20 protein-coding genes are annotated in these 20441 nt (G+C 61.5%); 12 read left to right on the top strand and 8 right to left on the bottom strand.

The window, feature by feature from the left end:
- Window positions 1-36: 36 nt before the first annotated feature.
- The 3 genes from ACFXHA_RS06845 to ACFXHA_RS06835 all read right to left on the bottom strand — a co-directional run bounded on the left by ACFXHA_RS06845 (window position 37) and on the right by ACFXHA_RS06835 (window position 2250).
- Window positions 37-549 (bottom strand): YbaB/EbfC family nucleoid-associated protein, encoded by a 513-nt coding sequence (locus ACFXHA_RS06845; RefSeq protein ID WP_379353795.1) that lies wholly within the window; start codon window positions 547-549, stop codon window positions 37-39.
- 60 nt (window positions 550-609) lie between these two features.
- Window positions 610-936, bottom strand: coding sequence for a hypothetical protein (locus ACFXHA_RS06840; RefSeq protein WP_379353793.1), 327 nt, complete (start codon window positions 934-936; stop codon window positions 610-612).
- Window positions 937-1035: 99 nt separating this feature from the next.
- Window positions 1036-2250: a hypothetical protein gene (locus ACFXHA_RS06835; protein WP_379353791.1), complete on the bottom strand. Its 1215-nt coding sequence runs from the start codon at window positions 2248-2250 to the stop codon at window positions 1036-1038.
- Between the two features lie 163 nt (window positions 2251-2413).
- Here ACFXHA_RS06835 and ACFXHA_RS06830 point away from each other — a divergent pair, with 163 nt between their 5' ends.
- Complete coding sequence (locus tag ACFXHA_RS06830) at window positions 2414-4096, top strand: nucleic acid/nucleotide deaminase domain-containing protein (RefSeq protein WP_379353789.1); 1683 nt, start codon at window positions 2414-2416, stop codon at window positions 4094-4096.
- Between the two features lie 74 nt (window positions 4097-4170).
- Here ACFXHA_RS06830 and ACFXHA_RS06825 read toward each other — a convergent pair whose 3' ends face one another.
- A complete protein-coding gene (locus ACFXHA_RS06825) occupies window positions 4171-5223 on the bottom strand; it encodes a hypothetical protein (protein WP_379353787.1) in 1053 nt (350 codons plus the stop codon).
- Between the two features lie 828 nt (window positions 5224-6051).
- Window positions 6052-6219 carry a hypothetical protein gene (locus ACFXHA_RS06820; RefSeq protein WP_379353785.1) on the bottom strand — a complete coding sequence of 56 codons (168 nt, stop codon included), beginning with the start codon at window positions 6217-6219 and terminating at the stop codon, window positions 6052-6054.
- A 2-nt stretch (window positions 6220-6221) separates the two neighbouring features.
- On the opposite strand from ACFXHA_RS06820, the gene ACFXHA_RS06815 reads away from it, so the two are divergent.
- The 11 genes from ACFXHA_RS06815 to eccB all read left to right on the top strand — a co-directional run bounded on the left by ACFXHA_RS06815 (window position 6222) and on the right by eccB (window position 16256).
- Window positions 6222-8273 carry a hypothetical protein gene (locus ACFXHA_RS06815; protein WP_379353783.1) on the top strand — a complete coding sequence of 684 codons (2052 nt, stop codon included), beginning with the start codon at window positions 6222-6224 and terminating at the stop codon, window positions 8271-8273.
- On the top strand, window positions 8270-9055 hold the full coding sequence (locus ACFXHA_RS06810) for an ESX secretion-associated protein EspG (RefSeq protein WP_379353781.1): 786 nt from the start codon (window positions 8270-8272) through the stop codon (window positions 9053-9055). Before ACFXHA_RS06815 ends, ACFXHA_RS06810 begins: the two co-directional genes overlap by 4 nt.
- Before the next feature lie 489 nt (window positions 9056-9544).
- On the top strand, window positions 9545-9832 hold the full coding sequence (locus ACFXHA_RS06805; protein ID WP_379353779.1) for a YbaB/EbfC family nucleoid-associated protein: 288 nt from the start codon (window positions 9545-9547) through the stop codon (window positions 9830-9832).
- A 110-nt stretch (window positions 9833-9942) separates the two neighbouring features.
- Window positions 9943-10257 (top strand): hypothetical protein, encoded by a 315-nt coding sequence (locus ACFXHA_RS06800; protein ID WP_379353777.1) that lies wholly within the window; start codon window positions 9943-9945, stop codon window positions 10255-10257.
- Window positions 10254-11606: a hypothetical protein gene (locus ACFXHA_RS06795; protein WP_379353775.1), complete on the top strand. Its 1353-nt coding sequence runs from the start codon at window positions 10254-10256 to the stop codon at window positions 11604-11606. Before ACFXHA_RS06800 ends, ACFXHA_RS06795 begins: the two co-directional genes overlap by 4 nt.
- 43 nt (window positions 11607-11649) lie before the next feature.
- Window positions 11650-11964, top strand: coding sequence for a PE family protein (locus ACFXHA_RS06790; protein ID WP_379353773.1), 315 nt, complete (start codon window positions 11650-11652; stop codon window positions 11962-11964).
- A gap of 14 nt (window positions 11965-11978) precedes the next feature.
- Window positions 11979-13016: a PPE domain-containing protein gene (locus ACFXHA_RS06785; protein ID WP_379353771.1), complete on the top strand. Its 1038-nt coding sequence runs from the start codon at window positions 11979-11981 to the stop codon at window positions 13014-13016.
- On the top strand, window positions 13013-13801 hold the full coding sequence (locus tag ACFXHA_RS06780) for an ESX secretion-associated protein EspG (protein WP_379353769.1): 789 nt from the start codon (window positions 13013-13015) through the stop codon (window positions 13799-13801). Before ACFXHA_RS06785 ends, ACFXHA_RS06780 begins: the two co-directional genes overlap by 4 nt.
- Window positions 13802-13898: 97 nt before the next feature.
- Window positions 13899-14231, top strand: coding sequence for a WXG100 family type VII secretion target (locus ACFXHA_RS06775; protein ID WP_379353767.1), 333 nt, complete (start codon window positions 13899-13901; stop codon window positions 14229-14231).
- 49 nt (window positions 14232-14280) lie between these two features.
- Window positions 14281-14592 carry a hypothetical protein gene (locus ACFXHA_RS06770; RefSeq protein WP_379353765.1) on the top strand — a complete coding sequence of 104 codons (312 nt, stop codon included), beginning with the start codon at window positions 14281-14283 and terminating at the stop codon, window positions 14590-14592.
- Window positions 14593-14720: 128 nt separating this feature from the next.
- On the top strand, window positions 14721-16256 hold the full coding sequence (gene eccB / locus ACFXHA_RS06765; protein ID WP_379353763.1) for a type VII secretion protein EccB: 1536 nt from the start codon (window positions 14721-14723) through the stop codon (window positions 16254-16256).
- Window positions 16257-16265: 9 nt separating this feature from the next.
- On the opposite strand, the gene ACFXHA_RS06760 is transcribed toward eccB, so the two are convergent.
- The 3 genes from ACFXHA_RS06760 to ACFXHA_RS06750 are packed head-to-tail and all read right to left on the bottom strand — an operon-like array spanning window position 16266 to window position 20338.
- Window positions 16266-17771 (bottom strand): serine/threonine-protein kinase, encoded by a 1506-nt coding sequence (locus tag ACFXHA_RS06760; protein ID WP_379353761.1) that lies wholly within the window; start codon window positions 17769-17771, stop codon window positions 16266-16268.
- 9 nt (window positions 17772-17780) lie between these two features.
- Complete coding sequence (locus ACFXHA_RS06755; protein ID WP_379353759.1) at window positions 17781-19085, bottom strand: hypothetical protein; 1305 nt, start codon at window positions 19083-19085, stop codon at window positions 17781-17783.
- 8 nt (window positions 19086-19093) lie between these two features.
- Window positions 19094-20338 carry a hypothetical protein gene (locus ACFXHA_RS06750; protein ID WP_379353757.1) on the bottom strand — a complete coding sequence of 415 codons (1245 nt, stop codon included), beginning with the start codon at window positions 20336-20338 and terminating at the stop codon, window positions 19094-19096.
- Window positions 20339-20441 lie beyond the last annotated feature (103 nt).

Here is a 20441-nt window from a genome sequence, read left to right as displayed (position 1 = left end):
TACTCCACCCCACGTGTGGTCCTGTGCGCCGCTAGCTCACCACTCCGGAGCTGAAATCGAGGACCGGCCAGCCCCGTCGTGGTCCCACTCCTCGACATTGCTGAAGCGCACGGCCTCTTCAGGCTCCGGCGTGCTGCGCTCAGGAGAACCAGGCGGCGCAGTCGACACGGTCGGTGAGGACGGCATCATGGTCTTGATATCCGGCATAGCGGGGAAGAATTCGGATAGCGATGGGACACGCGACTGCTCTTGCTGCGCTGCTGCCAGGATCTGCTGAGCCTTCTCCTGCACCTTGGCCGCGGCATCCTGAGTGACCGCGGTGACAGCGGCAGCGATCTCCGAGTACTCGAGATCGTCTATGTCGTCGGAGAACTCGGTCTTGATCACGATGCAGTCGGCGTTAACCGTGATGGTGACCCGACGGTCCGCCGAGCGGGCAGTCGCGGTGAGGCGGGCACGCTCCTCCTGTGCACGAGCCATGGAAGCGATGCCACCCTGCACCAATTCCATCAGTTCGGCTAGTTGCCCTTTTGCGGCCTCGTTCGCCATGATCTGCTCCTCCCCAGCCCAATAGGACGCCGATGTTCGGCGTGTGGGCTCGTGTTCCGGCTACGTCTGGAAACCGTCTTGGTTGACCTGATCAGTCTTTTCGAGCTTGTTGGCCATGTCGTGCGTTCCGCCGGAGTACACGTGCAGCCGACTCACTATCGAGCCCACCGTGTCCAGTGAATCGGATCCCCGCTTGAGGTAACCGTTGTCGCCGTTGTCGCCGTTGGCGAACTGGTTTCCATACTCGTCGTTGCCCCAGCAGCCCTTGCCCGCCGTCATCGCAGCGTCGAGCGCTGCCTTGACGGTGTCCAGCGCCGATGCCACGCCATCGAGCTCGGTTGCCGTCGAGCGGAGCCCAGCGACCTCGACCCGCACCTTGTCTGTCATGGTCAACCCCCCGGTAGCAATGTCTGGAGCAAATTCCCGACGATCATATACGCCCGGCGGTGACGATGGCGACGCCAATCATCTCGAATGGCGTTGTGCCTATTGGGGTGTCACCACCCCGGCCAGGAGGAGTTGGTAGAACGCACTATGAGCACTAGCTGTCCCCCCGAGGATCGGAGCAGCGAATTGGCGGGTCACGGTGCCCGCCTCAGCCGCCGTGACCAGTCTCGCAGCTGCGTCCGCAGGGACTCGCGCATTCGTTTCGATGATCGCCTCAACAGCGCTGGCGCTGGTCCACACACCGGGCAGTGCGGGACCCAGATCCGCGGCGGCCGGCGACTCACCGCAGTACCACGCCACACCATCCCACCAGTAGCAAAATGACAGCAATCCGCTTGTGGCACGGGGATTCAGTACGGGACCAGCGACCCAATCCGGCGCACCCCGATACAACAGCGGCATAGCGACCCCATCGTTGTAGGTGGCGTCCAACCGCGAATCGTTCCACAACCCACCCGACAGCACCGCGCGACCATGCGGCAGCAGATGCAGCGTGGACCCGCTGCGTGAGGTTCCCTCGAACCAGCCGAGCGCAGATGTGATCCGTGGACCCAACTGAGAGTCGGCCGCCACAAACGCCGCCGCGATGGTCGCCCATCGCGCCCACATCAAAGGCAGAGCGGGAAGCCCTTTTTCGACCCGTGGCGTGAATGCGCCATCGCCCGCGCGTGAATTCGCCGCATGGCTCGGTGTACGGATCTGCCGGTCCATATGGCCGATATACGCGGCCAGCCACATTGGCAGACGCCGGCGCGGATATGTCTGCAGATCAGCCAGATACGCCTGCGGTGGAAACAGTTGCTGATCCGGAAAAGGGATTACCCCATAGTCGTATTCAACCTCCGCCGAGCCGCTCTTGTCGACCGAGGCCACAACCCGCCACCACGGCCCGTTCGCTGTCGCCGCCGATTCGTGTCGTAACTCCCGCAGCATCTCGATAGCCCGCGCCGACAGCGGCACCGGCACCGGCACCGCATGCTCCGCATCCGACACAATGACCTGCGCTGCCTCGTCGCTGACAGTCATGGCCACGGCTGCATCAAGCCGATCCCACCCGTCCGGCAACAATGAAAACAGCTCCGCGGCAAGTTGCTCCACCAGCTGTTCCAGTCTGGCGGAACTGTCCGGCACGGTCGTCGCACCCGCGCGGGCTCCGGCTGGCCCAGCCGCCACCGTCGGCTCCACCATCCGGAAGCCCACGTCCGGCGATCCGGCAGTCGAATTGTCCTGACTCACACTGTCCTCGGTATCCACACCCAACGCGCTCCCAGCGCGCCCGAATCTATCGGATCTCCGAAGACGGCGGTGCACGCCAGGTGCGGTCCATGTGTTCTGAACGTCGTGTTGCGGAGTCGCGGGGGCTCTTCGCTGTGGGTTAGGGTGCGAACCGGCAGTGCATGATCGAAGCGGGGGACTGATGTATCGGCTGAAACGCTACTCGACCAGTCGAATTGCTATGCTGGCGGCTACGCTCTGCGCGGTCGTCGTCACGGCCGGGTGCACCTCAATATCCGGACATCCAGTGGCCGCACGGAATACCTCCCCGTTCTACACGGCGGTCGTCGATCTGATGATGCAGTCCGCCGCGCACTACACCGGATCGGATGCCAACGGCACCACCTGGGACATGCGCACCACCAGTGGTGGGGAGGTGCTTGGTAAGGCCACGTCGGGAGGAGATTCGACCGACATTCTCGTGGTCGGTGGGAAGTCGTACGTCAAACTGCCCAAGAGTAAAGCTGCAGCGAATCTACCTCGCGGACTTTCGCTCTCGGACGTGGACGGCAAATGGCTCACCGGCTCCGACGATCTCGATGCGGAGATTCCGACCGGAGCGCTGTCTCCTCGTGAACTTGCCAAGCGGCTGTTGCAAGCACTCGACAACACCACCAACTTCCCGCGTGTCGGTGACGCACCCGTGCAGGTCGGCTCCGACCAGGCATTCGTGGTCCCGACACCGATGGGCACGCTGGCGGTTTCGGCGACCGCACCGTATCGGTTACTGAGTCTGACTCCCTCGCCGGACGCCGACAGTGCGACAAGCACCAGTCCAACATTCGATCCAGGTGGCGGCCTCGGCGGCGGTTCTCAGAACGATCAGCTGTCGGGTCCGATCGCGTTCGTCCTCATGACGCCGACGGACCGCGACCAGGCGTTCAACGACATCATCAATCAGACTCAAACACTGAACAATTCGCTGGATGTCGGTATCAATTTCAACTTCGACCAGTCCGGTGACATCAACTGCTCGGACACCAGCTGCACGGTCACCTCGAATGTCACGACGTCGACGTCTTCGACCCGTAGCGCCAAGCTGTCCGGCAACGTCTCCGCGGTTATGAGGGCCTCCGTCACCATCGACGACAAGCCCAGTGCCGGCTGCGTCACCACCCAAGCCTTGCCCATCAGCGGCAGCTCGGTAATGAGCTGCATAGACGGTAGCGTGGCGCCGATCATCGCCGCTATCAAAGCCGGCAAGGATGCCGAGGCCCAAGCCAAAGCTAACGCCGAGGGCCACGACGTAACCTTGAACTACAAGATCCACCTCGCCGCCCAGATCACCGTCCAAGCGACGGCAATGATCCAGGCCGAGATCGACCGGATTGTGATGGTTGTACGTACCGAGGGTGACAACTCCCGCAACCGCGCCAACTGCAGCCAGACCTGCAGTTACAGCCAAATCCCCTACGGCAGTGACAAGCTCAGCCAAGTGGCCAATCGCGCGCGCACGACTGGCGGAGTCGCTCCAAGTAACAACATCATGGTCGCCGTCGTGCCCGGCTGGAACGACCCGACTACCGGCGACCAGGTAGTCGGTTCCGGCGACACCCAACCCGACAATGCCACCGGCAAATCTGAAGATGACCTCGTCACCAAGCTCGCGGCGAAGGGCTTCAAGCCCGACCAGATCACCGGTCTCTACAGCGAACGCCAACCCTGCTTCTCGATCTGCAAATCTCAACTGGCGCAGAGCCTTCATACTGGAACCCAGGTGGGGTACAGCGTCCCGTGGATACCGAACGATGCCGATTCGACGAGCGCCGTAGACGATCTCATCAAGCGGCTGGCGGCCGAAGACTCTGGAGCGCAGCACAAGTAAGCAATCGAGTGACCCTTATCGCTGCGCGAACGTTGGGTGGACCTCCGTCGTCACGAATGGAGGTCTGATCCCGCCTACGTGGCTTCCGGTCGCGGTCGAGAAGGCAACCAGAGGACAAGTCCGATCGCAATCGCCGATAGTGCTGCCGCAACCATGAGCATCCAAGCGCCTGAACGCAGGCTTCCGACGTCTCCGCCGTTCAGGAACTCGTGTGAAGTCGTATCGAGGACAACGGTCAGGGTGACGCCGAAAATAAGACCAGCTGCGGAAGCGCTCGCTGTACGAACGAACCCGGTGCGCAGCGCAATCGGTGTGAGGAGCAGACCGGCGCACAGGATTCCGAGGAATGCTGCTAGCAGGAGCGGTACTCCCAGTTCTACCGGGTCCGTTCTACCGCTGGTGGCCGAAGAGTAATCGAGATGCCACGCTGATAGCGAGAGTCTTTTAGTCATACCTGCTGCCGGTGGATCCTGCCACTGATCAGGAACTGAGCCGATCGCGGCGATCGCTGATGCGAGTAGCAAGACTCCCGCGAACACGATGGCCGCGTACCGATCTCGGACGGTGCCTAGTCGGCCGACCTTTGCAGTGATACCTATGGCCATCGCGGTGGCCGCAACCAACGCCGCTGCGAGGAGTAACCAATAGCCTGCGTGGCGGGCAAGAGGATGGGCGGATGATGAGCCGTACGATTCGGCAGCGAACATGGTGGTCGCTGTCACTCCGACCGACAGTCCGGATGCAACAGCAGCCACCGTCGGAGCCGATCGTCTATCTCCAACTCGTACCAATATCGCCAGTAAGCCGGCAACAACGATGAGTACGCCGGAAACCACAAGCGCGACGCCATCAAGCTGTTCGTAGGTACGGCTGTTGGGCGCACCATTCGAGTGGATCTGCCAGGCAGTCCAGTGGCGCGACGGATACACCAATTCGGTGCTGGCGATCTCAGCGAAAGTCGCTCCGAGCGTCAAAATCCCACTGAGTATCAGCAGTGCGCCCCAAGGGAAACGTAATATGCCGCCTTCCCTTCCGTGATCAGGCAGGGGAAGCTCTTGCTGCCCAATATCGTTGCCCGGGGCGAATCCGATCTGCGGCGAAGGAATCGAGTTGCCGGGCACCATCATCTGTGCATGTCTCTGGTCGGGCGCCGGCCAACCTATCTCAGGTATCTCTCCCAATTTCCTAACCACCCCTCGACTGGAGACGCTGTGCTTCGCGATGCTAACAGCCAATCGTCAGTGGGGTCATCTGATGCTGAGGCGTCCTCCTTGCCAGATTCATGACCAATCTCGCACGACCGCATGGGTTAGGCTGCGACGCACAGGTGCTGACGGATGGGGCGAGGAACGGGCAATGTGCAGGCGCAGGGGGCAACATTGGTGGCGCGATGAGAAGCCAGGTGGGACAGCATGATTGCGGATGCCCCAACAGGCAATGCCCCGGCTACGCCTCGATCCAGGCGGTGGCCATGGGTGGTTGGTTCAGTACTTGTCGTCGTTCTCGTCGTCGCAGGGGTTCTGCTCGGTCGGCAGACTGTTCAGCAAAATGCTGGCACAGGAGGTGTGACATCGACATTCGCGTCCACCCCCCTGCCGGATCCATGTGTGTTGAGTCCGAGTCAGCGAGACGCGTATGGGTTCGTAGACCAAGTCCAGCTTGGCTCTGGCCCGGACAAGCGGTATTGCGCCGTAACACTGGCCCACAATGATTTCACGCGACCGTACCGTGACTTGATGATCTATGTGACCAGGGCGAACATGGGTGGCGACGACCAGTCGGGGGTGACCGTTACTTCATCTGCCGTGCGGGTCGCTGGGCAGGTAGACGGTCGGAGAGTTCTCGTGCTGCAGAACGGAGATCCTCATTACGCGGTGTGCTACGTGGAGTGGGGCAGGTCCTACGGCTATATCAAGGTAGTCATGTCCGGAACCGGAAGCGGCGACACCGACGGACTATGCAGAGCGGCAGAAGAAGTTGCAAACCAGGCCGCTGCGGTATTGCCCCGCTGAGCAGGCGGAACCGGAGTGGTAGCGGGTCCAGCGCGGATGCGGCAGGATGGACTGCGCGACTGCGGGAGTGATGTGCGGTCCACCGTCGTTGTTGCTATAGGGGAGGGTCATCGGTGGCTCCAACAGATACACCATCATGGAGTTTTGTCCGCGGGTTGGGTGCGAACTCGGCGGAGCTCTTTTTTACGGTCGACTCGGCGAAGATCGGTATCAATGCATGTACCGATCTGATGTGGGCGCTGCTTTCGGTGCAGGACACTCTCAATCGAGATGATAAAGGTTCGATTTGCAATCCCCGTGATTTCGCGGGACCTAAGCAATTCCCCTCGGGTGCAAAATGGGCCGATGTGTTCCGAAGTGCAGGCGTAGATCTACGTGATAGGGTGAATTCGCAAATTGCGGTTGTCAAGGCCATGGGCGAGACTATGCAGTCGGCAATCAAGGCCTTTGGAGATGCTGAAGAGAAATCGGCGGATGATCTGAGGAAGGCGATTATTCCGGGTTCAATCCCCTCGTACTCGGATGATTTGAGTACTCCAAATGGGAAGGCGTGGGATTCTTGGAAAAACTGGATGTCAACGAATGCGCCGACTCCTTGGCCTCAATTGGGAAATAGTCCGGCGAATGCGCAGATTTCCGACGCCTACAAAAAGCTTAATGAAAAAGACTCGGATAGGACATCCGAACTGCCGGGTTTGACAAACCTGATGATGGAATCTGGTGACAATCAGAAGGCGGCTAAGGATCACAAGGACGCGGAGTTTTTGACGACGCATGGTGCGGTTCAGCCGGAGTGGCCATTTTACAGTGGTTTTCATTGGGATGACTTCTATGAATTTGGCAACAGCATTGTTGAGGAGCAGGTCATGACAACCGCGGTTGGCTGGGAACTGATTCGCGGTGAGCTGGATCGGGCTTACAAGGAGTTTGAATCAAAAAGCCGCCGGATTGCCGATGGTTGGCAGGGTCATTCGAGTGAATCCGCCACTACAGCGATGGCTGCGGTGATTGCTGACGGTGCTGCACTGGTTGCGAAAATACCGGACATAGAGGATCGGTTGATGGACGCTCATGGTTGGTTGAAGGCTGCCCGCCTGAAGATGCCTACCAATCGTCAGCCGAAGCTCGAGGATGTCAAAAAGAATGCGGACGAGACCTATGTCGTGCAAATCGATGACCGCACTGGCCGCCTGGGATCTAATAATGGGGGTAACGAGGTTGGGGGTCCAACGCCGGAAGCGGCTATCGAGCACGGTACCACGTTTTATCGAATAGAATTCTATGAAACGTATTTCAAGGGAATCGAGGCCCATAACAAGGCGTTGGCGAGTCTGACCTTTCCGACCATGACCAGTAAACCCGGTACTTCGGCGTTGCCACCTCCACCGGAGGTCCTGACTCCTCCGGATGACAAATCGAAGGGCAACGGCGGCAATCCGAGTGCAGGAAGTCCGAGTGCTGGAAGTCCGTCAGCACCCGGTGGCACACCGACTGTGCCGGATGGCAAGGATCCGAAGGACACCGACCCGAAGGAAACGGATCCTAAGGACGTCGACAAAAACACCAAAGACACTACGAAGACGGGTGACACGACGCTGTCGACGATTGTGTCGGCTGTCGAAAACCTTGCGCAGCAGGGAGTCTCGCTGGTCGAGTCGTTGGCTTCCACGGGTGAGACTGCACTTCAGCAGGGCATAACGTCTTTGTCGTCGCTATTGACCAGCCAGCAGACTACGCAGACGACTACCACCGACCAGGTGAAGCAGTTGGAGGAGCAACTCGCAGCGCTGACCAATACGCCCACGGATAAAGGGAGTCCGGTTTCTCCTGGAGGCGGCACTCCTGGTGGGCCGTCGACGACAACACCCGTCAAGGACACACCGCAAACCACCCGTCTCTTTCCGCGTGCGAACGTTCCGGCGACCACAGATGAGAAGGAAGAAACCGTCACTGCCTCGCGAGCCGGGCTAGCGACGGGTTCGACCACATCGACAGCGACATCAGGCGCCTCGGGGAGTGGTATGCCGATGGGTGGCGCCGGGGCTGCCGGGGGACAAGGCTCCGGCAAGGAACACAAGCGTCCTGAATATCTGCGGTCCGGCGAGAATCTCGAGGAAGTATTCGAAGGTCTCCCGGAGGCGGTGCGTCCGGTGGCTGAGAAATGAGCGCGACGTGGCATTTCGACGACCTGGAGTTCCTTACGCTGTGGGGTCGCACGACCGGTGAGTGGCTCCCGTTTCCCTTCGTATACACCAGCGACACTTCCTCGTATTACGACCATCTGCGACAGCAGCGGGCCGCAACTGAGCGGGTGTTCGCCAACTGGGATCGATCATTCGATCCGGCGCTCGATACGTTCACTGAACCGGACTTACGAATCTCGGTCGATGGTATGGACCGGAGGGACTCGGGTAGTCGCCGTATCCGAATGATCGGTCTTCGGAGAGGTAGCCGGGGCTACGTCGTCGAGCAACTCGCTGGTGAGAAGCCGATGGAAACAGCAGGATTCACTGTGTCCGAGTGTGATCCCGTGGGTCTGGTCGATGTGCTTGTCGCGGCACTTCCCGAGGCCACAGTCGGACGCCAGGCGCAGATACGGCTGGTATACGAGGATGAGAGCGATGATGCCGAGTCCGACCCCGACTACCACCGGATCATCGTCGATGACATCTTCGGAGAATCGGCGAGGATGCGAACGAAAAGATTCGAGGATGCGCCTGTCGACACCGAAGGTAGGTTCGAAATCGTCCAGGGCTACTCGAAATTCGGTCCGCGCGGGGTGGCCAGGCGCACGCTGAGCTGGCGTGATCTCTCGGACGACGGTCGGTACGTAATCGGCAACGAGCCGCACGTGGCAACTCCCGCCGATGCCAAGAGGATGGTTGCCGCCCTCAATGTTCTGGTCGCGGCCATAGTCCAGAAAATTCGCGAAGAGCGAGCGCTATGACCTCCCCGGGCCTCAGCCGAACCGGGGTTGGAAAAACAATGGTGGCAGCGGATTGCCGTATGGTACTGATACGCCAGGCAAACTGGGAGGGAGTTCGCGGATGGAGGGCCAGGGGGACGTGAGTTCTAGCTCTGCTGAGGGTGATTGGGCTTCGGTTAGCGTTGCGAACGCTTATGGGACGATTCGGGTGCGGACTACCCAGCAGGGGGTTCCGTTGGCCTTGAAGGTGGATTCGGCCGAGTTGCATCGGGATCCGGGGCAACTGGCTGCAGAGGTTTTGCGGCTTTGTCAGAAGGCTGCCAATCGAGCTGGGCTGGAGTTGCGGAAGCAGTTGGAGGAAGCCGGGATGAGTGCCGAGAGCATTGCTCGGGCTGGGCTTCCCACCGTGGCCGAAGTTGCTCGGCAGGAGATTGTCGAGGAGCAGGACTACGATACTGAGCCGCAGAGTTGGCTCAGGTCGGTGTGAGAGGGGGGCACGTGGTCTCTTCGATGGATGAGCTGCAGGAGCAGGTTCGGCGGCAGCTGTATCGGTTTCAGGACTTGGCTGATCAGATGGCCGCGGTGCGGGGGCGGGAGACTTCCGAGGACGGGGCCGTGACCGCTGAGGTCGACGGGAACGGGGCGCTGAAGGATCTGCGGTTCAGCAGTGCTGTTTCGCGCATGACGCCGGCGGAGTTCGAGCGGGTTGTGGTGACGACTGCGGCGCAGGCGGCGCGGCGGGCGTTCGAGCGGCGGGCCGAGATCGTCAATCGGTTCAACGAGGAGATGGCCGGGTAGCGCCCGGATTGTTTACAGAAGTTTGAGCCAGAGTTTGCACCTTGCGGTCTGGCCCAACACAATTCGTACTTGTAGTCTGTGCAAGATCATAGGTAGTGGGAGGGACACTCATGACGGCCGATCACGTGGCGGCAGAATTTCCGCCGATCTTGGCGTACGCCACCGAAAAAACTGGGATCGCCGCGCAGGTAGCGGGGTCGGCTGCAGCCGATGTGGGTACAGCCCTCGCGCAGGCGGTGCCGACGTTCGGGCTGATCGGGCAGCAGTTCCTCGCGGCTTTCGCTGTGGCGCAAGGGAACTTCCTGATGTCCTCGGCCGAGATCGCGGCGGTGCACGCGAACACGGCGACCACGGCTTATGCGGCCGTCGGCGCGTACAGCACCAATGAGATCACCTCCGCGGCAAGCTTCCTATCGACGCTGTGACCAATCCGTCCAACCCGACGGTGCTGGACGAGCTGCGTAGTAGTCCCATCGGTCCTTACCTCGATACGCCGGTCACCGATGTATTGAGCAACCTGGGATTGCCGCAGCTGCCACAGCTTCCGTCCATCAGCCTGCCGGATCTATCGGGGATACAGCTGCCCACGCTGCCCACAATCGATCTGACCACGCTGATTCAGCCGGTGATCAGCATGTTGCAGTCGTTCGGAACCGGGACCTCGAGCAACAGCAGCTTCAATCCGGCGACCATCATCACCGACCTGATCAGTGCGCTGACTTCCGCTACGTCGCAGAGCAAGTCCGCCACCAGCACGGTACTGAACACCTGGACAGGCGACGCCGCGAAGGCCGCGGAGGCGCTGAGTAAAACCGTCGAGGCGCAAAGCGGCGAGGTCGCCGCACAGGGGGCGAACCAGCACGGCATCCTGATCACGGCGCAGGGTGTCGTCGCCACGGGCAATGCGCAAATGGTCGCTCTGATCGGTGATTTCATCACCGAGGTGAGCGGGAGCATCGCGACGCTGGCGACCCCGGCCGGCCTTCCGTGGCTGATCGCAACCGTGATCAAGACGATCAATCTGGCCTTGGGCATCGTGGCCGATACCGAGGCGGCGCTGGCAGGTCCGACGGCCGACATTGCCGTGGCCGGCACGAAGATCATTATCGCGGGCGCGCCCATTGCACAGAACATCGGGTCGCTGGTGAGCATGGTCGGCACCGCGCTGCAGCCGATCACCAACGCGCTGCCCACTGCCGCGGCCGATGTCGCATCGAAGGGCGCGACGGTGGTCGAAACAGGTGTCAAGGACATCAGTTCGGCGCTGAGCAGTAGCAACACCAACTCGAATACCAACACCAACACGAATACCGACACCACCAAGAAGACCACCACTCCGACGGTCACCACTACCAAGACCGACGACGAGAAGAAGACCGAGACCCCGGACACCACGAAAACCGATGGCGGCGGGACCAGCCCGGTCAGTACCCTCCTCGGAGGCGGTGTACCTAGCACCACAACACCGGCAACTACAGTGGGGGCCAACAGAATTCCGACCGGTGAGGTAAGTACCTCCGGAGCCGGAATCCCCAAAACCACAACCGAAGCGAACGGCCGCTCCACCGCGACCACTTCGCCGGCGATGGCCGGCGGTGCGGGGGCGGCGGGACGCGCGGGGGCTGCCGACGAGGAGTCCACCTCGGACCGCTCGAAGCTGGTTACCGGCGCACACGGTGACGAGGTCGTCGGAGTCATCGAGGGCGTGGTGCTCCCGGTCGTCGGTGCCATCGAAGCCATCGAAGAGCCGCCGGACAAGGCGCTCACACTCTGACATCACGAAGAACTGAATTGCCAGGGGTAACAGGAGGATTGGCATGAGCACCAACGCATTCGAGGGTCTGCGCTTCGACCAGTCGACCGCGCTTTCGGCCGCGGCCCAGCTGGACGCTCTCGCAGATCGGATCGCGGGCGGACTTGCGGTCGAGCAGGTCAAGCTGAATCTGACGCCCGCCGGCGCCGACGAGGTGTCGGTGCAAGCTGCACAGACTCTCACCAGCGTCGCCGCCTCGTTCGTACAGTCGGGTGGTGATGGCGTTACCGAGTTGCGGTCGCTCGCAGCAACGTTGCGCGCTCAGTTCAACACTATCGGCCAGGCTGAGGAGCAGAACGCTCTCGGCTTCGCGGTCTAGGCGGACGCACCTCGATGCTGGAACCGACGAAACCTGGCTTCACCGGGACGGTGTGGGAGTCCCGGCCGGCCGAGCAGCTGGCCCGTGAGCTGGTGACGGGCGCCGGTGCGGTCCCCGCTGCCGAGGCAGGGCTGGCATGGGCGCGGCTGAGCGCCGGTTTCGCCGCTGCGGCAATCGAGTACGAGCGGATCCTCACCGTCCTCGACAGCGCTTGGGAGTCGAAGAACAGCGGATCATTCATCGAACGTATTCGTGCCCTGCGTGATTGGCTCGCAACATCGGCCAGCGCCGCGGCTGGCAATGCCGGGCAGGCTGAAACTCATGCGGCCGCATATGAGCTCGCGAAACTGACCATGCCCGATGTGGACGAGGTCGAGAAGCTGAAGGATATTCAGCAGCTCATGCAGAACCTCGGCCTCGCCTTCGGCCTTCCACTGCTGGGCGGCCTGGCCGCCACCGATGCCGATGCCGAACAGGCGAAAGCCGCCGCCGCGCGGGTAATGCGCACGTACGAGGCTGCGACCGAAAACCTTTCCAAGCCTTGGGAGCACGCGGCGCCACCGCAGGTCGTCTCTGGGGTGCAACCCGCCGAACAGGCGCAGCCGACACAGCCTGCGGAAACGGCACCGACTCCGGAGCCGGGGTCGGTTCCCACATTGTCGCTGGGTTCGATCGAGATGCCGCCGATGCCGTTCGTACAATTGCGTGCGCCGGGCATGCAGACCAGTGAGAACACGACCACACAACGTGTGGTATCGCAGCCGGTGACGGTTCAGCAGACGGGAACCTCGTTGGCTCCCGCCGCCATGGGCGGGACTGCCAGCCATGCAGAGGATGAAGCGCATACTCCGCGTGCTGGACTGGTGGGTGCGCCCACGAGTGATGCCGAACTCGGACTCATGTCGGGCATGCAGGTCGCGCCCGCCGTACTGGGTGGTCTCGACCCGAACGTGCAACGTGTCCCCGATATTGCGTTCAACGCGTCGACGACTGGGGCCGAAAGCAGTTCGGGCACGGCCGAGTCGAGGGTGCCGACAGAGGCAGCGTCATGATCACACTGACGAACGACGGTCTGATTGCACTGGCTGGCTGCCTCGGTGTACAGACACTGCCGCTGGTCTTGTCCATCGGCCCGCAGCAGAATTCATATCATGACTGGGAGCGGGCCCAGCACGATGCTCGCACTGATCTGCGGGCTCAGCGCATCGTCGACGACCACGGTGACGTCGATGGTGACACCGCTACAGCTCTTTTCACACTGGCGCAGCCCAATCGCGAACTGGCGATGCGCGTCCAGACCGACGCCGGTCCTGTCCGTGTTTGTGTCGCCCGTCGAGCCGAGAACCACGCCGTCGCCGTTCGGCATGGCGATCTCATCGATATTCACCCCGTGTGGTCGGACGGTTCAGGCGAATCCCTGGCGCGCCCACTGCTGGACGTACTTGGCTACTGCCCGCCCGTCGATCTGGCGGCCTTCAGTGCCGAATCGACCGATGTGGCCGAACGCTTCGACGCTGCAACGACTTCCGAGGATTACGCGAGCACCGTCTACCACCTCGGTGTCTCCGACTCCGACGCCACCGGTTACGGTCTCGCCCTATCCTCCATCCACGCCTACGCCGAAATCGTGGCCTATGCCTACGCCGACGGCGTCACAGACCGATCGTCGGGAGCCGTCGCGGTGTATGACACCGCGCGGGGACGCCTTGTGGCGGCACCGGGGGTCGCCCCGGACCAGCAACTCTGGTCCACCTTGACACCGGGCAGTGATCACCGTATCGCGCAATCGATCACGGCTCTGATCGAACTGCTGCCTGGGGGGAGGTGGCTGTCGTAATCCCGTGTGTGATCAGACAGCCGTTCAACTCCGAGCGAGGGTGGTGCATGTTCGCATCACCCAGTGAATCAACTATCTACCCAAAGGCAGGTACATCATGAGCGGCGGCAGTCTCGACTCGAACGATTCGAACCAGGTCAGTGCGGAACACGATGTCGCGGAAAAGGCCAAGAACCACATGGCCGACATCATCAGCACCGTAAAGGCGACTCTCAAGAAGTGCACGGATGCTGTGGATGCCGTGAAGCCGGGCTTCCAAGGTGACGCCGCGGGCACTTTCAAGACCGCCAGCGATGCATGGCATGCCGAGGCCGACAAGCTGAACACGAAGCTGGACGCGATTCAAGACCAGGTGGGCGTCGGAACCCAGCTCCAGCAGCACGCTGATGGTGAGAGCGCCAGCGGGTTCACAAAGTTCACCACGCTGTAGTTATCCCACGTACTTGACCTAGCACCAATCTTCAAGCAAGGAGTAGACAATGGTGATGATCTATGACCGCAAGTTCATCGAGCCTATGCTGGACGAACTCAAGTCCTGCTATGGCCAATTGGTCTCGGCTGCCGACGATATGAAAGAGGCCCATGACCAGATGCAGCATGCTTGGAAGGGCACGGCCTACACCGGTTTCGACAATGCCTATATGGATTGGAAGAACGCGTATGACGGCAACGACGGCAGCGGCGATGGCTCTTCGCTGCACATTCTGAACCAGATCATGGACCAGGTCGAGATCGCTATGAACCGGGCGTTCAGCACCGATCACAAGATCGGCCAGGGCTTCGGCGCGTAAGACGGAGGCTGTCCGTCTCCCAAGGTGCGTACCCCTCCCGGCGGGAGGGGTACGCACCTGCCCATTGATGGCATAGGTATTGTCGTGCAAGAGGTTCCAGGTTCACCGGAGGATTAGTGCCAGCACAATTGAGCACCCGTGCCCAGGTCAATGGGTACCGCTTCCTATTGCGCCGGCTCGATCATGCGTTGGTGCGTCGCGATGTACGGATGCTCCACGATCCGATGCGGGCACAGTTCCGGTCGTTGATCTCCGGGGCCATCATCGCGATGCTCGTGGTCGCGGGTGCGGCGATCATGGCGTTCATCAAGCCTCAAGGCTCGATCGGCAACGCGCATATCGTGATGGGCAAGGACAGTGGTGCGCTTTATGTGCTCACGAATGACGACAAGAATGACAAGACCAAGACGACTCTGCATCCCGCGCTGAATCTTGCGTCGGCGCGGTTGATCACCGGCAGCAGTGAGTCGCCGACCTCGGTCAAGGACAGCAAGCTGAATTCGGTGCCGCGTGGGCCGCTACTCGGAATCCCGGGTGTGCCTGCGGCTTTGCCGGGCAGTTCGCAGGGTGAGCGTTCGCAGTGGACCATGTGTGACACGGTGAAGCTCTCCGACACCGGTGGTGCTGCTTCTTCGCCCGGTGCCGCGGCCACGGTGATCGCCGGCGGATTGACGCTCGGTGACCGGATCAAGCAGGGGGATCCCGGCACTGCACTGCTCGTGCATCACCGCGATGAAGTGCGGAAGGTCGAAGTCACCTATCTGATCTATGACGGCAAGAAGGCCGAGATCCAGACCGATGCCGAGCCACAGAACGCGGCCGTGATGAACGCTCTCAAGGTGAAGGACAAGGTAATCCGGCCGATTTCGGCGGACTTTCTCAACGCGGCGATCCCGGCAGCTCCGCTCAAGGTGCCGAACATCCCGCAGAAGGGTGCCGCAGGACCGAACGGACTGAGTGACACCCCGGTCGGCAGCGTCATCAAGGTTCAGGCCAACGACGGTTCGGATCGCTCGGACCTGTACATCGTGCTGTCCAATGGTGTGCAACGGATTTCGCCGTTCACGTCGGCGGTGCTGCAGACCGTTGTCAAGACCGTGTCATCGGACAAACTGAGCGGCCTGCTGCCGCCGATCCATGACCTGCCGCTCGATGACTTTCCGGAGGCGGTGTCGAAGGTCATTGCCCCGGAGGATGGTCCGGTCGCCTGCATAACGTGGATCAAGAGAAGCGGCCTGGGTAAGGAAGACCTGGACGCCACCGAAGGCCCGGCCGACCGGCCCGAGATTCAGCTATTGGTCGGCACCCGCCCGCCGCTGTCCGATTCTCAGACCCCGGTCAAATTGGCTACGAAGAAGGACTCCACTGTCGACAGCGTCACGAAGGTGTATGTGCCGCCCACTACCGGCGAGTACGTACGCACGACCGGGATCGACCCGAACAATCCTCGGCGCGACAGCCTCTTCTACATCGCAGACAACGGAATTCGCTATGGCATCCCGGACAAGGACACGGCGAAGCTACTCGGGTTGGGCGACCAACCGCGTCTGGCCCCATGGTCGATTGTGAGCAGCCTGATCTCGGGACCCACCCTGTCCAAGTCGGATGCGATGACGCAGTGGGACGACATGAGCATGACCGGCGGTAAGTCGTACGGTTCTTGACCGCCAGATCTACTTGACGGACCTGCGCAGGATCGGCAGAAGTTTGTCGAGCAGGATCTGTTCGGAACCGTCGGACCACTGACGAATTGCATTGACCGCCGTGGGGTCGTCGAGAACGATGACCTGGGCCTTGCTGGCGGCGACAGCGAAGGGAAGATTGACCAGGCCGCCGCCTCCGGCGGCGCTGTCACTGCGAACGGCCAGTAGATATCCGGATCCGATCGATCCGAGCGCGGCGTCCTGGGTGCTCGAATCCGATGGAATCGGCCGTGGATTCGCTTCATCACCCTGACGGATGAAATTGGGGTCGTAGGTGAAGCCAAGGCCTTCGAAGAACTTCGTTTGCGGACTGGGTTGCAAGGGGACATCCATGGTCGCCTTGGATCCACTCGTACCCGAGATATCGACCACCACAATGCGTTTGCCGTAGAAGGCCGGATTCTGCGATCGAGCGCTGGATATGGCGCTACCTGATGTAGTCGTGTCGTGTTGGGTGGCCCAGATGCCCACGCCCGCCGCGATCGCAACAATGGTCACGCCGACGCCACTCAGAAGCAAGGTGCGCTTGCCTTTACCGGGTTTCACGGGTGCTCTCGTTGTCTCCGGCAACGGAACTGGCGCAGCATCGTCGGCGAGCTTGTGCGGCACGGTGTGCATGGTCAACCCGGAAACCCCGTATTCGAGAACGGATTTCAAGGCAGTAGTGAACTCATGGCAGGTGTCGAATCGATCCGCCGGGTTTTTCGCCATCGCGATGGCGATCACCTCGTCCAACGCGGCTGGGAGCGAGGGGTCGACCGCAGTGACCTTCGGCGGCGGTTCGTTGATGTGGCCCATCATGACCGCTGCCGGTAGCGCCCCCGGGTAGGGATTCTGTCCGGTCAACAGCCGGAAGAACGAACAGGCGAGGCTGTAGATGTCGGCGCGGCTGTCGACCTGGTTCCCACTGAGTTGCTCGGGTGAGGCGTAGGCGATGGTGGCGACGAAGCCACCAGCCTGAGTGAGCTCGTTGGTGTCCTCAGTAGATTTGGCGACACCGAAATCGGTGAGCAGAACCCGCTCTTCGCCGTTGTCAGCCATGGAGAGCAGGAAATTGGCGGGCTTGATATCCCGGTGCAGCAGGCCCCGGCGGTGTGCGTGGTCGAGACCGCGCCCGACCTCGGTGACGATGTGCAGTGCGCGCCACGGTGTGATAGATCGAGGATCACGTTCCGCCGCGGCCGCCGCATCGATGCCGTTCACGTACTGCATCGCGATCCACAGTTGCCCGTTGTCTTCGCCGCGGTTGTAGATCGAGACGATATTCGGATGGTCCAATGCCGCTGCCAGATTCGCCTCACGCTCGAATCGCGCACGGTATTCGGGATCTGCACTGTACTGCGGGCTGAGCACCTTCAACGCATCCCAGCGGGGGAGCTCGGGGTGCTTCGCGAGATACACCGTGCCCATGCCACCCATGCCGAGTACGCGCTCGATCCGGTATCCGCGGACAATAGTGCCGGGTCCGATGTTCATCACTTTTCCTTACATGAACTGGCTGTTGGCCAGCAGTGCGTATTGGGCGGCTGCGCGCAGATGGGCGTCTGCCAGTTGCGAACTCGCCACCCGCGCGACGTAGCGGTCGTAATGCACTGTGCAGACGAACCGGCTGTTGTGGTTCCACGCGTCGGTTGACCACGCAGTCTGGTCATTCGGGTTCGCGGCCTTCGGGCTCTCGGCGCAGGACATATCGGGTACGGCCGCCGACTTGTCATCGGACACCGGCGTGATGGCATTGATGCCGGACCACAGGGTGGTTGCGGCGGCAACATCACGCGCCCGGAAAAGCAGTGCGCCGTTCTTGGTATCGGAGATCTTGTCCACCCCACCGGCGTCGAGCAGCTTCTTCCAGGCGGCCTGGTCCTCGGCGAAATGCAGATAGCCACGTGGCGTGCGCGTGATCTCGTCCTGGGCATTCGGGGTCGAGTAGTCCTTCGGGTGAAGGGTTCGTCGGATCATCCCGTCCGGGTCGTAGTCCAGCCGCAGGATGTCACGCTGCGACAGGGCCGGAACTTTATCGAGGAGCGGTAGTTGCGCTGCTAGCACCTTCTCCGCCAAGGCCTTCAGTCCATCGAGGTCGGGCTTGGTCTGCTGGACAAAAATGGTCACTACATACTGCCCGGTGGCCAGGGTCGCAGCCATCGATGGCACCCCGGGGCGCCAGTGTGCCCGGGCGTTCGGCTGCTTGTCCAGTGTCACCCTGGCGTTTTGATCGGCCGCCATCGCGAAATCGACGGCCTCCGTCTGATCGGCTGCGGATTGCGCCAACTGCTGATCGGGGAACTGCAACACGGTGACGTTGAAGCCAGTTGTGTCGGGATTGGTCTCAGCTCCACCGAGTGGCGAATATCCGCTGCCCCCGGAGACGAAGTGGTCGGGCAGCGGCTGACTGCTAGCGCTTGCAGTGAATCCGAACTGCATCTTGTTCTGTTCCAGCACCGGCCGGGTGGTGTATGCGAGTGCGCCGTAATCACTCGAGTCGATCAATGCCTTGGCCTTGACGCTGTGATTGAACGTCGGATCGACCTCGACGCCCGTGACGACAGCGTCCATGAGACGGCCGGCCGCGAGCTCTCTCCCCTTGAACACGTCGTGCTGATAGTCATCCCGGGCATCGAGAGGCACGGTCGAGTACTGGCCGACTTCTAGTTTCCGGACGTCCATCTCACCGGCATTGGCCGTGCCGGAAACTGTGCTCCCGCAGCCGGAGAGGAGGACCGTCGAGATAATTGCGGCGGCCGTGCAGACAAGCGCCGTGCAAGCGAGCCTGCGGCCATCGAGGATTCCCACAGTTCCCCCTACTTATCGTTGGCGAGTATGGCGTACTGCGCCGATATCTGCTGGTACGCGTCCTGTTGCTGGGTGGACATGGCTTGCGCCAGGTACCGCCCGTAGGTCAGATAGCAATGGAAGGACGGCGAACCTGAGCGGGTTCCCTTGAAGCATTGCGCTGTGGACAACCCTGGGGGTGAGTCGATGAGCTGCTCGAACTTGGTACGGGTACGTCCCTCGTAAAGGTCCTTGGCGGCTGCGGCATCGCGAGTCCTGATCAGCTGTGTGGTGCCGTAACTCACGTAGTCCACACCGGCCTTGTCGAAGCTCGCCCGAGTCTTGGCTGCATCGGAGGCGAGGCCGAGATCGGTGCGCTTGTCCAATGTTCCGTCGAAGGCGTACGCGAAGATTGGGCTCGCGGGTAGCGGAATCGTCAACCGCAGCATGCTCTGAGGGTCGAGCGGGAGATCGGAGAGCTTGTCTTTCGCGGTTGGTTGAAACGTTGCCAAACGGTCCACGGCCGCAGCTGTCGCTTTGTCGGCCAACGTCTGCAGGCCGGGCAGGTCGGATACCTTCAGCTGCCAGTTCTCTTCGTTCACTGCGGTCGAGATGATGACGAATTGTCCTGTGGCGTAGAAGGACGCGAGTATCTGGTCGTCCGGAAGCCAGATGACCTGAGCACTCGGATAGGCCGTTGAAGGCACAGGAACCGGAGGAACCCTACTTGTGCCAGGAAAGAAGCCGCTGTGCGCGAGGGCGAGAGCGGCCGAATTCGCGGCGTCGGGACTTTCGAAGATCATCACGGCTTGGCGCATGGAACGCGAGATGTTCCAGTCGTCCTCCGATTGGGCCGCTGTCGCGAAGCCTGCCACCAGGCCGGGGGTATTTGCGGCGAAATCCTTGATGTTCAACATGTCCAGGAAGGCGGTGCCCTCCAACGAATCTGCTCCGGTGAACGGATGGACGCCAAGCATAGTGTGGGTCAGGGCGGGGTCGATCTCCATCGGCAGTGGCATGGCGCTGCCCAGCCGCAAGGCTTCGGCATTGCGGGCAGCCAGTGCAGCGTCCTTCGGGGCGTACTGATGCGGCTTCGTCGGATAAGTCCCGGTATCCAGCTTGCTCAGATCGACCGGTTTCGTCTCGTCCGCATGTGATTCCGACCCACACCCGGCTCCCACCAGCACCGAGGCCGCAAGCGCCACAGCGACCGCCGCGCGCACCCGAAAACGGGCCGACCGTAGTCGGCCATAGCCATGACGCATGCCGAACATCCCCCCGCCGATACCGAACTGTCTGTGAGACCTTGCCTCTGGTGTGCAGAGTGTAATGGGAGGTATGTCCGGAAGGTGCATGACGTCAACTCGCTGCATTGCT

This window comes from Nocardia sp. NPDC059240 (assembly GCF_042753865.1).
Taxonomy (GTDB): Bacteria; Actinomycetota; Actinomycetes; order Mycobacteriales; family Mycobacteriaceae; genus Nocardia.
This window is presented reverse-complemented; position numbering and strand designations above follow the sequence as displayed.

Coding starts and splice junctions, on each gene's coding strand:
- ACFXHA_RS06840 (WP_379353793.1), bottom strand. CDS start 936: ATGACAGACAAGGTGCGGGTCGAGGTCGCTGGGCTCCGCTCGACGGCA.
- ACFXHA_RS06825 (WP_379353787.1), bottom strand. CDS start 5,223: ATGATGGTGCCCGGCAACTCGATTCCTTCGCCGCAGATCGGATTCGCC.
- ACFXHA_RS06760 (WP_379353761.1), bottom strand. CDS start 17,771: ATGAACATCGGACCCGGCACTATTGTCCGCGGATACCGGATCGAGCGC.
- ACFXHA_RS06790 (WP_379353773.1), top strand. CDS start 11,650: ATGAGCACCAACGCATTCGAGGGTCTGCGCTTCGACCAGTCGACCGCG.
- ACFXHA_RS06830 (WP_379353789.1), top strand. CDS start 2,414: ATGTATCGGCTGAAACGCTACTCGACCAGTCGAATTGCTATGCTGGCG.
- ACFXHA_RS06805 (WP_379353779.1), top strand. CDS start 9,545: ATGGATGAGCTGCAGGAGCAGGTTCGGCGGCAGCTGTATCGGTTTCAG.
- ACFXHA_RS06775 (WP_379353767.1), top strand. CDS start 13,899: ATGAGCGGCGGCAGTCTCGACTCGAACGATTCGAACCAGGTCAGTGCG.
- ACFXHA_RS06770 (WP_379353765.1), top strand. CDS start 14,281: ATGGTGATGATCTATGACCGCAAGTTCATCGAGCCTATGCTGGACGAA.
- ACFXHA_RS06845 (WP_379353795.1), bottom strand. CDS start 549: ATGGCGAACGAGGCCGCAAAAGGGCAACTAGCCGAACTGATGGAATTG.
- ACFXHA_RS06800 (WP_379353777.1), top strand. CDS start 9,943: ATGACGGCCGATCACGTGGCGGCAGAATTTCCGCCGATCTTGGCGTAC.
- ACFXHA_RS06810 (WP_379353781.1), top strand. CDS start 8,270: ATGAGCGCGACGTGGCATTTCGACGACCTGGAGTTCCTTACGCTGTGG.
- ACFXHA_RS06750 (WP_379353757.1), bottom strand. CDS start 20,338: ATGTTCGGCATGCGTCATGGCTATGGCCGACTACGGTCGGCCCGTTTT.
- ACFXHA_RS06780 (WP_379353769.1), top strand. CDS start 13,013: ATGATCACACTGACGAACGACGGTCTGATTGCACTGGCTGGCTGCCTC.
- ACFXHA_RS06820 (WP_379353785.1), bottom strand. CDS start 6,219: ATGACCCTCCCCTATAGCAACAACGACGGTGGACCGCACATCACTCCC.
- ACFXHA_RS06785 (WP_379353771.1), top strand. CDS start 11,979: ATGCTGGAACCGACGAAACCTGGCTTCACCGGGACGGTGTGGGAGTCC.